This is a genomic window from Cellulomonas endometrii (genome assembly GCF_949769265.1).
In the GTDB taxonomy this organism is placed as follows: Bacteria; Actinomycetota; Actinomycetes; order Actinomycetales; family Cellulomonadaceae; genus Cellulomonas; species Cellulomonas endometrii.
Window position 1 is genome coordinate 78,844 of the sequence record NZ_CATKPC010000007.1, and the last position, 12,862, is coordinate 91,705.

A 12,862-nucleotide genomic window follows, 5' to 3' on the forward strand; every position below is an offset into this window, starting at 1 on the left:
CCGCGGCCGGCGCCGCCGACCGCACCGCCGAGCAGGAGAAGGCGGAGCAGCGGGCCGACGACACGAGCGAGCCGGCCGGCACCCCGTCCGAGACGCCGAAGGAGTCCTGATGGCCGACGCGACGACCCTCACCCCGGTGCTCAGCGACCGCTGGGACGCCGAGCGCCCCTGGACGCTGGCGACGTACGAGGCGCACGGCGGGTACGCGGGCCTGCGCAAGGCCCTGACGATGGACGCCGCCGACGTGGTGACGACCGTCAAGGACGCGGGCCTGCGCGGCCGCGGCGGCGCGGGGTTCCCCACCGGCATGAAGTGGGGCTTCCTGCCCGCGCCGGACGGCGGGCCCCGCTACCTCGTGGTCAACGCGGACGAGTCCGAGCCGGGCACCTGCAAGGACATCCCGCTGATGCTCGCGGACCCGCAGGTGCTCGTCGAGGGCGTGGCGATCACGTCGTACGCGATCGGCTGCCACCACGCCTTCATCTACCTGCGCGGCGAGGTCGTGCACGTCTACCGCCGGCTGCTCAAGGCGGTCGAGGAGGCCTACGCCCAGGGCTACCTCGGGAAGAACGTCCTGGGCAGCGGGTACGACCTGGACGTCACCGTGCACGCCGGCGCCGGCGCGTACATCTGCGGCGAGGAGACCGCGCTGCTCGACTCGCTCGAGGGCAAGCGCGGCCAGCCGCGCCTCAAGCCGCCGTTCCCCGCGGTCGCCGGCCTCTACGCGCGCCCGACCGTGGTGAACAACGTCGAGTCGATCGCCTCGGTCCCCGGCATCCTGGTCGGCGGGTCCGACTGGTTCCGCACGATGGGCACCGACCGGTCCCCGGGCCACGGCCTGTTCTCGCTGTCCGGCCACGTCGCGCGCCCCGGCCAGTACGAGGCGCCGCTCGGCATCACCATGCGCGAGCTGCTCGAGATGGCCGGCGGGGTCCGCGCGGGCCACGAGCTGAAGTTCTGGACCCCGGGCGGCTCGTCCACGCCGATCTTCACCGCGGAGCACCTCGACGTGCCGCTCACCTACGAGGAGGTCGGGGCCGCCGGGTCGATGCTCGGCACCCGCGCCCTGCAGGTGTTCGACGAGACCGTGTCCGTGGTCAAGGCCGTGTCGCGGTGGACGCAGTTCTACAAGCACGAGTCCTGCGGCAAGTGCACCCCCTGCCGCGAGGGCACGTTCTGGCTGACCCAGGTGATGGGCCGGCTCGAGGCGGGGCAGGGCACGCCGGGCGACATCGACCTGCTGCTCGACCTGTGCGACAACATCCTCGGCAAGGCGTTCTGCGCCCTCGGGGACGGCGCGACCAGCCCGATCACCTCGGCGATCCAGTACTTCCGGGAGGAGTTCGAGGCCGGGACGCACACCCCGGCGGACGTGCTGTTCCCGCCGGAGCGCTCGGCCCTCTTCCCCTACACGCCCCGCCGCTCCGGCGCGGGCCAGCTCGCGGGAGCCCACGCATGATCACACCCCACGACATCGCTCGCTGCGCTCCCGATCTCGCGGGGGCCCCGCGATGACCGTCACCGCACCGAAGCCCGCCGGGACCGGCGCGACGCCGCCCGCCCCGACGGACGGCGTCACGTTCACCATCGACGGCATCGAGACGACCGTGCCGAAGGGCACCCTGGTCATCCGCGCCGCCGAGCAGCTCGGCATCCAGATCCCCCGGTTCTGCGACCACCCGCTGCTCGCCCCTGCGGGCGCGTGCCGGCAGTGCCTGGTCGAGGTCTGGGCGCCGGGCCGCGACGGCAAGGTGGCGAAGATGCCGAAGCCGCAGGCCTCGTGCACCCTCACCGCGACCCCCGGCATGGACGTCCGGACGCAGCGCACCTCCGCCGAGGCGGACAAGGCGCAGCACGGCGTGATGGAGCTGCTGCTCATCAACCACCCGCTCGACTGCCCGGTCTGCGACAAGGGCGGCGAGTGCCCCCTGCAGAACCAGGCGATGTCGAACGGCCGCAGCACCTCGCGGTTCGTCGACGTCAAGCGCACGTTCCCGAAGCCGATCGCGATCTCCACCGAGATCCTGCTGGACCGCGAGCGGTGCATCCTGTGCCAGCGCTGCACCCGGTTCTCGCGCGAGATCGCGGGCGACCCGTTCATCGACCTGCAGAAGCGCGGGGCGATGCAGCAGATCGGGCGGTTCGACGCCGACGTCCTCGGGTTCGCGGGCGCCGACGACGGCACCGCGGAGGACGCCGACCGGCTGTCGTTCTCGGAGCCGGTGCTGCTCGGCGCGGACATCCCCGTCGGCCCCAGCGAGGACGACGAGTCGGGCAGCCCGTTCGCGTCGTACTTCTCCGGCAACACGGTCCAGATCTGCCCGGTCGGCGCGCTGACCGGCGCGGCGTACCGGTTCCGCGCCCGCCCGTTCGACCTGGTGTCGACGCCCGGCGTGAGCGAGCACGACTCGTCCGGCTCGGCGATCCGGGTCGACCACCGGCGCGGCGTCGTGCTGCGCCGCCTCGCGGGGGACGACCCGGAGGTCAACGAGGAGTGGGTGACCGACAAGGACCGGTTCGCCTTCACCTGGCAGTCCGCCGCGGACCGCGTCACGACCCCGCTGGTGCGGGACCGCGCGGCCGACGGCTCCCGCGGCGAGCTGCACCCCGCCTCCTGGGCCGAGGCCCTGGAGGTCGCGGCGCACGGCCTGGAGCAGGCCCGCGCGGCCGGCGGCGTGGGCGTGCTGCCCGGCGGCCGCCTGACCGTCGAGGACGCCTACGCGTACGGCAAGTTCGCCCGCGTGGTGCTCGGCACGAACGACGTCGACCTGCGCGCCCGCCCGCACTCGGACGAGGAGCTCGCGTTCCTCGGGCACGCCGTCGCGGGCACCGGGCTCGGCGTCACGTTCCGCGACCTGGAGGCCGCGCCCACCGTGCTGCTCGTCGGCCTGGAGGCCGAGGAGGAGGCGGGCGTCGTCTTCCTGCGCCTGCGCAAGGGCGTCGTCGCGGGCCGGACGAAGGTCGTCGCCGTCGCCCCGCTCGCGTCCCGGGGGCTCGACCGGCTGGACGGCACGCTGCTGAGCGCCGCCCCGGGCACCGAGCCCGAGGTCCTGGACGCGATCGGCACCGGCGACCTCGCCGACACGGCGGCCGCCCTGGGCGCCGCCGGCGCGCTGATCCTGGTCGGCGAGCGGCTCGGCGCGGTGCCGGGCGGCCTGTCCGCCGCCCTGCGCCTGGCCGAGCGCACCGGCGCCCGGCTCGCCTGGATCCCGCGCCGCGCGGGCGAGCGCGGCGGCGTCGAGGCCGGCGCCCTGCCCACCCTGCTCCCCGGCGGCCGCCCGGTCGCCGACCCCGAGGCGCGGGTGGACGTCGCCGCCGCCTGGGGCGTCGAGCACCTCCCCGCCGAGCCCGGCCGGGACACGGGCGCGATCCTCGCGGCCGCGGCCGACGGGACCCTCGGGGGCCTGGTCGTCGGCGGCGTGGACGTGCGCGACCTGCCGGACCCCGCCGCCGCGCGGGCCGCCCTGGCCGCCGCCGGGTTCGTCGTGTCGCTCGAGGTCCGGGAGTCGGAGGTCACGGCGCTCGCCGACGTGGTCCTGCCCGTCGCCCCGCCCGTGGAGCGGCCCGGCACGTTCGTCACCTGGGAGGGCCGCCCGCGGCCGTTCCCGCAGGCGCTGACGTCGACGGCCATGCCGGACCACCGCGTGCTGGACGCGCTGGCCGACGAGCTCGGTGTGACCCTCGGGCTGCGCACCATCGCCGAGGTGCACGCGGACGCAGAGGCGCTGCGCGGCGACTGGGACGGCGCCCGCGTGCCCGCCCCCGCCGTGCCGCACGCCGAGCCGCCCGCGGTCGCCCCCGGGCACGCCGTGCTCGCGACCTGGCACCTCCTGCTCGACTCCGGCCGGCTGCAGGACGGCGAGCCGTTCCTGGCCGGCACCGCCAAGCGGCCCGTCGCCCGGCTGTCCGCCGCGACCGCCGCCGCGGCCGGGGTGCTCGACGGCGCGGACGTGACCGTGACCACCGACGCCGGGTCGATCACGCTGCCCGCGGTGGTGACGCCGATGGCCGACCACGTGGTGTGGCTGCCGACCGCCTCCGGCGCGAGCCAGGTCCGGGACGCGCTGCGCGCGCTGCCCGGCGACCTGGTCCGGGTCGCGCCCGCCGGCACCGCCACCACCGAGGAGGTCCCCGCATGACCGCCGTGCTGCACGCCGCCGCCGCGACCGGCGGCGCCGCGGACTTCAGCGAGGACGTGTTCTGGGTCTGGGTGCTCAAGGCCGTCGGGATCCTGGTGTTCCTGCTGACCAGCGTCCTCATCGCCATCTGGTTCGAGCGGCGCGTCGTCGGGCGGATGCAGCTGCGTCCCGGCCCGAACGTGCACGGCCCGTTCGGCCTGTTCCAGTCCCTCGCCGACGCGATGAAGCTCCTGCTCAAGGAGGACGTCACCGTCAAGGCGGCGGACAAGCTCGTCTACATCGTCGCGCCGTTCATCGCGGTGTTCTGCTCGCTGCTGACGTACGCGGTCATCCCGTTCGGGCCGGAGGTGAGCATCTTCGGGGTCGTCACGCCGCTGCAGCTCACGGACTTCCCGGTCGCGATCCTCTACATCCTCGCGTGCGCGTCGGTCGGCGTGTACGGCATCGTCCTCGGCGGCTGGTCGTCGAACTCGACCTACCCGCTGCTCGGCGCCGTCCGGTCCACCGCGCAGGTCATCTCCTACGAGCTCGCGATGGGCCTGTCCCTGGTGAGCGTGTTCATCCTCGCCGGGTCCATGTCGACGTCCGAGATCGTGGCGTCGCAGTCGACCTGGTGGTGGGCGCTGCCGCTCGCCCCGGCGTTCGTCATCTACGTGATCTCGATGGTCGGCGAGACCAACCGGCTCCCGTTCGACCTCCCGGAGGCCGAGGGTGAGCTGGTCGGCGGCTACACGACCGAGTACTCGTCGATGAAGTTCGCGTGGTTCTTCCTGGCCGAGTACATCAACATGCTGAACGTCTCGGCCGTCGCGACCACCCTGTTCTTCGGCGGCTGGCGCGCCCCGTGGCCGATCTCGGCGATCAACGACGGGATGTTCAACACCGGCTGGTGGCCCCTGCTGTGGTTCGTCGCCAAGGTCTGGCTGTTCATGTTCCTGTTCGTGTGGATCCGCGGCACGCTGCTGCGGTTCCGGTACGACCAGTTCATGAAGTTCGGCTGGAAGGTGCTCATCCCGGCCGCGCTCGTGTGGCTGGTGTGCGTCGCGGTCGTCCAGGGCGTGCGGCAGTTCGGCGACATGGACCTGCGGACGCTGATGTTCGTGCTCGCCGGCGTCATCGTCCTGGCCGTGCTGGTGTCGTTCCTCATCCCCGAGAAGAAGCCCGAGCCGGAGCGGAGCCGCGCGGACGAGCCGTTCGACGCCTTCGCCGACGGCTTCCCCGTCCCGCCCCTGCCGGGCCAGGCCCTGCCCCCGTCGCCGCGCGCGCTGCGGCGGCAGGCGCAGGAGCCCGCGTCCCCCGCACTCGTCGGCGGTCCCGCCGCCGGCGACCCGGACCAGGGCGACGCGCCCGGGTCCCCCACCCAGGAGGTGCCGCGTGGCTGACACGCCCGACAAGTCCGTGCGCCCGGCCGCGGGCCACGACCAGGTCGACCGCACCGGCGGCCGCGAGGTCGGCACCCCGGCCCCGCGCCCGTACCGGTCGCTCATCCCGAAGCGCAGCGCCGCGGCGGAGGCCCTCGCGCCCGCCGCGGGGTTCGGCGTCACGCTGAAGAACTTCTTCAGCCGAACGGTCACCGAGCAGTACCCGTTCGAGACCGCGCCCGTGAAGCCGCGGTTCCACGGCCGGCACCAGCTCAACCGGTACCCCGACGGGCTCGAGAAGTGCATCGGCTGCGAGCTGTGCGCCTGGGCGTGCCCGGCGGACGCGATCTACGTCGAGGCCGCCGACAACACCGCGGACGAGCAGTTCTCGCCGGGGGAGCGGTACGGCCGCGTCTACCAGATCAACTACCTGCGCTGCATCTTCTGCGGCCTGTGCATCGAGGCCTGCCCGACGCGCGCGCTCACGATGACCAACGAGTTCGAGCTGGCGGGCCCGACCCGCGAGGGCCTGATCTTCGAGAAGCAGGACCTGCTCGCCCCGCTCGCCGCGGGCATGCTCGCCGCGCCGCACCCCATGGTCGAGGGCACGACGGACACCGAGTACTACACGGGCGAGGTCACCGCGCCGACGCCCGCGCAGGTCGACTGGGTCGCCGAGCACCGCCCCGAGGACGAGACGCTCGAGGCCGCCCGCGCCCGGGCCGGCGCGCCCGCCGCCGCTCCCACCGCTCCCACCGGGCAGGAGGGCCGATGACCCCGTCCACCGCCGAGTCGGTCCTGTTCTGGGTCCTCGCGCCGATCATGGTGCTCGCCGCGACGGGCCTGCTGTTCACCCGCAAGGCCGTGCACGCGGCGCTGTGCGTGATCACGGTGATGATCTCGCTCGCGTTCCTGTACGTCGCGCAGGAGGCGCCGTTCCTCGGCGTCGTCCAGGTGGTCGTGTACACCGGCGCCGTGATGATGCTGTTCCTGTTCGTGCTGATGCTCGTCGGCGTCGACGCGTCCGACTCGCTCGTCGAGACCATCCGCGGCCAGCGCTGGATCGGCTGGATCGCCGCCCTGGGGCTGGGCGTCGTGCTCGTCGGCGTCGTCAGCCGCGCGGTGTACCCCGACGCGGTCGGGCTGTCCGCGGCCAACGCCGACACCAACCCGGTCGGCGTCGCGCGGATCATCTTCGGCCAGCACGTGTTCGGCCTGGAGGTCGTGGGCGCCCTGCTGGTGACCGCGGCGCTCGGCGCGCTGGTGCTCACGCACCGGCAGCGGCTGCGGCCCGTCGTGAAGCAGCCCGAGCGCGCGGCCGCCCGCGTCGCCGCCGGGTCGCGCCTGACCCCGCTGCCCGCGCCCGGCGTCTACGCCCGGCACAACGCGATGGACGTGCCGGCGCTCGACCCGCAGGGCGACCCGATCGAGGACTCCGTGCCGCGCGTGCTGCGCATCCGCGGCCAGGAGGCCGGGACCGCGGAGTACCGCGCCGACACCTACCGCCGCGCGGTGACCGCCGTGCTCGCGGAGCGGGGCGAGGCCGCCGCGGTGCCCGACGCCGACCCCGACGCCCTGCTGGGCGCGGCCGAGGACGAGCCCCGCCCGCCCGCCGCACCCCCCGGCACGACCACCGGGCCCCAGGCCGACATCCAGCTCGGCTCGGGCTCGACCCGGACGGAGACCCAGCCGTGACGCTGACGAACTACCTGGTGCTGTCCGCGATCCTGTTCACGCTCGGCGCCGCGACGGTGCTGCTGCGCCGGAACGCGATCATCGTCTTCATGGGCGTCGAGCTCATGCTCAACGCGACGAACCTCGCGCTGGTCACCTTCGCGCGGCTGCACGGCGACCTGACGGGCCAGGTCATGGCCTTCTTCGTCATGGTCGTCGCCGCGGCGGAGGTGGTCGTCGGCCTGGCGATCATCGTGTCGATCTTCCGCACGCGGAAGTCGGCCTCCGTCGACGACATCAACCTGCTGAAGAGCTGAGGGGACCGTGTCCGATCTGAACTCCCTCGCCCCGCTCCTGGTGGCGGTGCCGCTCGCGAGCGCGGCGGTGCTGCTGCTGCTCGGGCGGCGCTCCGACCGCTGGGGGCACTGGCTCGGCGTCCTGGCGTCCGCCGCGTCCTTCGTCGTGGGCGCGCTGCTGCTCGCCGACCTGGTGGGCCGGCCGGCCGAGGAGCGCGTGCTGGACGTGCACCTGTTCGACTGGATCTCCGCGGGCCGGTTCGACCTGGCCGCCGGGCTGCGCGTCGACCCGCTGTCGCTGACGTTCGTGCTGCTCGTGACCTTCGTCGGCACGCTCATCCACGTCTACGCGGTCGCCTACATGGCGCACGACGCGGCCCGCCGCCGGTTCTTCGCGTACCTCAACCTGTTCATCGCGGCGATGCTGATCCTGGTGCTCGCCGACTCCTACCTGCTGCTGTTCGTCGGGTGGGAGGGCGTCGGCCTCGCGTCGTACCTGCTGATCGGGTTCTGGAACCACCACACCCCGTACGCCGTGGCCGCGAAGAAGGCGTTCGTCGCCAACCGGATCGGCGACGTCGGCCTGCTGATCGCGCTGATGCTCATGTTCGCGACCTTCGGCGCGGTGGACTTCGACTCCGTGGCCGCGGGCGTCGAGGGCGGGCTGGCCTCGACCGCGACGCTCACCGCGATGGGCCTCATGCTGCTGCTCGCCGCGTGCGGCAAGTCGGCGCAGTTCCCGCTGCAGTCCTGGCTCGGCGACGCGATGGCCGGCCCCACGCCGGTGTCCGCGCTCATCCACGCCGCGACGATGGTCACCGCCGGCGTCTACCTGATCGTGCGGTCCGCCCCGGTGTTCGAGGGGGCGCCGACCGCCCAGCTCGTCGTGACGATCGTCGGCGCGATCACGCTGCTCATGGGTGCGGTGATCGGCTCGGCGAAGGACGACATCAAGAAGGCGCTCGCCGCCTCGACCATGTCGCAGATCGGCTACATGGTGCTCGCCGCCGGGCTCGGCCCCGTCGGGTACGCGTTCGCGATCTTCCACCTGGTCACGCACGGCTTCTTCAAGGCCGGGATGTTCCTCGGGGCCGGCTCGGTCATGCACGGGATGGACGACCAGACCGACATGCGCCGGTTCGGCGGCCTTCGGAAGTACATGGTCATCACCTGGGTGACGTTCGGGGCCGGCTGGCTCGCGATCCTGGGCGTCCCGCCGTTCTCCGGCTTCTGGAGCAAGGACAAGATCATCGAGTCCGCGTTCGTCGTGCCGGAGGCCGGCGGGGAGTGGCGGGCCTGGCTGTTCGGCGCGGTCGCGCTGATCGGCGCCGGGATCACCGCGTTCTACATGTCGCGCCTGTTCTTCATGACGTTCCACGGGCAGAAGCGCTGGACCACCGACGAGGCCGGCCACGAGCCGCACCCGCACGAGTCCCCGGCGCTCATGACCGTCCCGATGATCGTGCTGGCCGTCGGCTCCGTCGCGCTGGGCTTCGTGCTCCAGCTCGGCGGCGGCTTCACCACCTGGCTGGAGCCGGTGACCGGGCACGCCGAGCACCACGAGCCGGTGCTGCCGGTCCCGGTCATCCAGGTCGCCACGCTCGTGCTCGTCGCGGCCGGCCTCGCGCTCGCCTGGCGGCAGTACGCGTCGCTGCCGGTCCCCGAGACCGCGCCCGCCGGCTCCGCCCTCACCCGCGCCGCGCGCGTCGACCTGTACCAGGACGCCGTGAACGACGCGGTGCTGGTCGAGCCCGGCCGGCACCTGACCCGCTCGCTCGTGTACGGCGACCGCACCGCGGTCGACGGGGCGTTCACGGGCCTCGGCCGCCTGACGGTCGGGATCGGGGAGCTCGTGCGGAAGGTGCAGACGGGCTACGCCCGCCAGTACGCCGCCACGATGCTGCTCGGCCTGGTCGTGCTCGCCGCCGTCGTCCTGGCACCTCGGATCTGAGGGGAAGTTGATGAGTTCTCCCGCTCTCGCGACCACGGCGCTGTCCGCCGACGTGCCGTGGCTGACCCTCCTGATCGTGTGGCCGCTGGTCGGCGCGCTCGTGCTCTGGGCGCTGCCCGGCGGCGCGCGCCGGCTGTCCCGGCAGATCGCGCTCGGGGCCTCCCTGGTCGAGGTCGCCCTCGGCGTGGGCGCGCTGCTCGCGTTCGACACCGGCGCGGCGGCCGTGCACCAGCTCTCCGAGACGCACGGCTGGATCCCGCAGCTCGGCGTCTCCTACGCGGTCGGCGTCGACGGCGTCGGCCTCGCGCTCGTGCTGCTGTCCGTCCTGCTCGTCCCGGTCGTGATCCTCGCGGCGTGGCGCGAGCAGGGCAGCGACACCGTGCCGACCGACCGCCTGCGGCACTACCTCGCGCTCGTCCTCGTGCTCACCTCGTTCATGGTGGCCGTGTTCGCCGCCCGGGACGTGTTCCTGTTCTACGTGCTGTTCGAGGCGATGCTCATCCCGGTCTACTTCATGATCGGCGCGTTCGGCGGCCCGCAGCGGCGGTACGCCGCCGTGAAGTTCCTGCTGTTCTCGCTCGCCGGCGGGCTCATCATGCTGGCCGGCGTGATCGGCCTGTACCTGCAGGGCCCCGGCGGGGAGGAGGGCTTCCTCACGGAGAACCTCACGGGGCTCGACATGCCGGCCGGGACGGAGCGGTGGCTGTTCGTCGCGTTCTTCGTCGCGTTCGCGGTCAAGGCCCCGATGTTCCCGGTGCACACCTGGCTGCCCGACGCCGCCGAGCAGGCGCCCGCCGGGACCTCGACGCTGCTGGTCGGCGTCCTGGACAAGGTCGGCACCTTCGGGATGCTCACCCTCTGCCTGCCGCTGTTCCCCGACGCGTCGCGCTGGGCCGCCCCGGTGGTCATCGCGCTCGCCGTCGTGTCGATCTTCTACGGGGCGCTGCTGGCGATCGGCCAGCAGAACCTGTTCCGGCTGGTGGCGTACACGTCGGTCTCGCACTTCGGGTTCATCGTGCTGGGCATCTTCGCCTTCACGTCGACCTCGGTCGCGGGCTCGTCGTTCTACATGGTCAACCACGGCCTCTCCACCGGCGCCCTGTTCCTGCTGGTCGGCTTCCTCGCCGCCCGGCGCGGGTCCGCGCGGATCGAGGACTTCGGCGGCCTGCAGAAGGTCACCCCGGTGCTCGCCGGCACGTTCCTGGTCACCGGCCTGTCGGCGCTGTCCCTGCCGGGGCTGTCGACGTTCGTGTCGGAGTTCCTGGTGGTCGTCGGCACGTTCGCGAGCAACCGGCCGGCCGCGGTGGTCGCCGTCGTCGCCGTGGTGCTCGCCGCGATCTACGTGCTGTGGACCTACCAGCGGGTGTTCACCGGGCCCGTGCGCCCGGACCTCGCCGCGACCCGGGACATCGGCGCGCGCGAGCGGTGGGTCGTCGGCCCGCTGATCGCGATCATGCTGGTGCTCGGCTTCTACCCGGCACCGGCCCTGCGGCTGGTCGACGAACCCGCCGTGCAGACCGTCGGGCAGGTCGGCGTGACCGACGCCCCGGCGCAGGACGTCCCGATCGCCGTCTCCGGCGACGACGAGGGGAGCGAGCAGTGAGCGCGTTCACGGTGCCCGACATCGCGTGGGCCCAGCTCACGCCCGTCCTCCTGGTGCTCGGCGCCGCGGTGGTCGGCGTGCTGGTCGAGGCGCTCGTGCCCCGCCGGTTCCGCCGGCCCGTGCAGCTCACCCTGACCCTCCTCGCGCTCGCCGGGGCCGTTGTGGCCGTGGCGGCCCTCTGGGACGACGTCGCCGACACCGGCGGGACCGACGTGCTCGGCGGCTCGCTGCTGGTCGACGGCCCGACGCTCGTGCTCCAGGGCACCACCGCGCTGCTCGCGCTGCTGGCGGTCCTCGTGATCGCCGACCGCACCGAGACCGGCGAGGACGCGTTCGCGCCGCAGGGCGCCGCCGTGCCGGGCTCCGGCTACGAGGAGGCCGCGCGCGTCGCCGGGCTGCAGCAGACCGAGGTCTTCCCCCTCGTCCTGTTCGCCACCGGCGGCATGCTGATCTTCCCCGCGACCGGGGACCTGCTGACGCTGTTCATCGCGCTCGAGGTGCTGTCCCTCCCGCTGTACCTGCTGACCGGCCTGTCGCGCCGGCGCCGCCTGCTCAGCCAGGAGGCGTCGATGAAGTACTTCCTGCTCGGGTCGTTCGCGTCCGCGCTGCTGCTGTTCGGCATCGCCCTGCTGTACGGGTTCGCCGGGTCCCTCCGGTACGTCGAGATCGCCGACGCGGTCCGCACGGTCACGGGCATGGACGGGCTGCTGCTCGCCGGTGCCCTGCTGGTGCTCGTCGGCCTGCTGTTCAAGGTCGGCGCGGTGCCGTTCCACTCCTGGACGCCCGACGTGTACCAGGGCGCGCCCACCCCGATCACCGGCTTCATGGCCGCCTGCACCAAGGTCGCCGCGTTCGGCGCGCTGCTGCGGGTGTTCTACGTGGTGCTGCCGGACCTGCGGTGGGACCTCGAGCCGATGATGTGGACCGTCGCCATCGCCACGATGGTCGTCGGCACGGTCGTCGCCCTCGTGCAGACCGACATCAAGCGGGTGCTCGCGTACTCGTCCATCGCGCACGCCGGGTTCGTGCTGACCGGCGTCGTGGCCCTGGAGCAGTCCGGGATCACCGCGGTGCTGTTCTACCTGCTGGCGTACGGCGCCGCGACCATCGGGGCGTTCGGGATCGTGTCCCTCGTGCGGGAGCGGGGTGCCGTCCGGTCCGCGGCCGCGCGGGAGCCGGCCCTGGTCGGCGCGGGAGCGTCCGCGGGCGCCCCGGCGGTCACCGGCGGCGCCGTCGGCAGCACCGTCGACGTCGCGGGCACCGCCTCCGGCGACGGGACCGCGGCCGCGGCGCCCGGTGCCGGCCACGACCCGGTCGAGCCCGCGGGCCCGGTGCTCGGCGAGGCCACGCACCTGTCGCAGTGGGCCGGTCTCGGCCGCACGAACCCGGCCCTCGCCACGACGTTCGCCTTGTTCCTGCTGTCGTTCGCGGGCATCCCGCTGACCGCGGGCTTCACCGGCAAGTTCGCGGTCTTCACGGCGGCCGTCGAGGGCGGCGCCTGGCCGCTCGCGGTGGTCGGCGTGCTGGCCTCGGCGGCGGCGGCGTTCTTCTACGTCCGGATCATCGTGCTGATGTTCTTCACCAGCCCGGGCGGTGGCCCGCGGACGGACGACGGCACCGACGACGCCGAGCGCCCCGCCGCGGTCGTGGTCACGTCCCAGGGCTTCGCCGTCGTGGCGATCGCCGTCTGCGCGCTGCTCACGGTCGCGCTCGGCGTGTTCCCGGGCCCGGTCCTCGACGCGATCGACGGCGTGGCCCAGCTCCTCCCGTGACCGGGCGGCCGCCGGCCCGCCCCCACCCAGGGGCGGGCGGCGGCCGCGTCGGTTCTGCTCCGGCCC

General features: G+C 73.6%; 9 protein-coding genes. All 9 read left to right on the top strand.

From position 1 onward, the window contains the following. Positions 1 to 109 precede the first annotated feature (109 nt). From nuoF to nuoN, 9 genes are read left to right on the top strand one after another with little or no spacing between them, the layout of a single operon-like run. Positions 110 to 1,459: an NADH-quinone oxidoreductase subunit NuoF gene (gene nuoF / locus QNH85_RS09710; protein WP_282946100.1), complete on the top strand. Its 1,350-nt coding sequence runs from the start codon at positions 110 to 112 to the stop codon at positions 1,457 to 1,459. A gap of 52 nt (positions 1,460 to 1,511) precedes the next feature. Beyond that, positions 1,512 to 4,139 (top strand): NADH-quinone oxidoreductase subunit G, encoded by a 2,628-nt coding sequence (locus tag QNH85_RS09715; RefSeq protein WP_282946102.1) that lies wholly within the window; start codon positions 1,512 to 1,514, stop codon positions 4,137 to 4,139. Continuing rightward, positions 4,136 to 5,521, top strand: a complete 1,386-nt coding sequence (gene nuoH / locus QNH85_RS09720; RefSeq protein WP_282946104.1) for an NADH-quinone oxidoreductase subunit NuoH — start codon at positions 4,136 to 4,138, stop codon at positions 5,519 to 5,521. Before QNH85_RS09715 ends, nuoH begins: the two co-directional genes overlap by 4 nt. Continuing rightward, a complete protein-coding gene (nuoI, locus tag QNH85_RS09725; RefSeq protein WP_428830388.1) occupies positions 5,514 to 6,275 on the top strand; it encodes an NADH-quinone oxidoreductase subunit NuoI in 762 nt (253 codons plus the stop codon). Before nuoH ends, nuoI begins: the two co-directional genes overlap by 8 nt. After that, positions 6,272 to 7,195, top strand: coding sequence for an NADH-quinone oxidoreductase subunit J (locus QNH85_RS09730; protein ID WP_282946105.1), 924 nt, complete (start codon positions 6,272 to 6,274; stop codon positions 7,193 to 7,195). Before nuoI ends, QNH85_RS09730 begins: the two co-directional genes overlap by 4 nt. Then, positions 7,192 to 7,491: an NADH-quinone oxidoreductase subunit NuoK gene (gene nuoK, locus QNH85_RS09735; RefSeq protein ID WP_213284122.1), complete on the top strand. Its 300-nt coding sequence runs from the start codon at positions 7,192 to 7,194 to the stop codon at positions 7,489 to 7,491. Before QNH85_RS09730 ends, nuoK begins: the two co-directional genes overlap by 4 nt. A 16-nt stretch (positions 7,492 to 7,507) precedes the next feature. After that, positions 7,508 to 9,421, top strand: coding sequence for an NADH-quinone oxidoreductase subunit L (gene nuoL, locus QNH85_RS09740; protein ID WP_282946249.1), 1,914 nt, complete (start codon positions 7,508 to 7,510; stop codon positions 9,419 to 9,421). A gap of 10 nt (positions 9,422 to 9,431) precedes the next feature. Continuing rightward, positions 9,432 to 11,024, top strand: a complete 1,593-nt coding sequence (locus tag QNH85_RS09745; protein WP_282946106.1) for an NADH-quinone oxidoreductase subunit M — start codon at positions 9,432 to 9,434, stop codon at positions 11,022 to 11,024. Next, positions 11,021 to 12,796: an NADH-quinone oxidoreductase subunit NuoN gene (gene nuoN, locus QNH85_RS09750; RefSeq protein WP_282946108.1), complete on the top strand. Its 1,776-nt coding sequence runs from the start codon at positions 11,021 to 11,023 to the stop codon at positions 12,794 to 12,796. The genes QNH85_RS09745 and nuoN overlap by 4 nt, the downstream gene beginning before the upstream one ends. The last annotated feature ends 66 nt before the right edge of the window (positions 12,797 to 12,862 follow it).

Coding starts and splice junctions, on each gene's coding strand:
- QNH85_RS09730 (WP_282946105.1), top strand. CDS start 6,272: ATGACCCCGTCCACCGCCGAGTCGGTCCTGTTCTGGGTCCTCGCGCCG.
- QNH85_RS09715 (WP_282946102.1), top strand. CDS start 1,512: ATGACCGTCACCGCACCGAAGCCCGCCGGGACCGGCGCGACGCCGCCC.
- nuoH (WP_282946104.1), top strand. CDS start 4,136: ATGACCGCCGTGCTGCACGCCGCCGCCGCGACCGGCGGCGCCGCGGAC.
- nuoF (WP_282946100.1), top strand. CDS start 110: ATGGCCGACGCGACGACCCTCACCCCGGTGCTCAGCGACCGCTGGGAC.
- QNH85_RS09745 (WP_282946106.1), top strand. CDS start 9,432: ATGAGTTCTCCCGCTCTCGCGACCACGGCGCTGTCCGCCGACGTGCCG.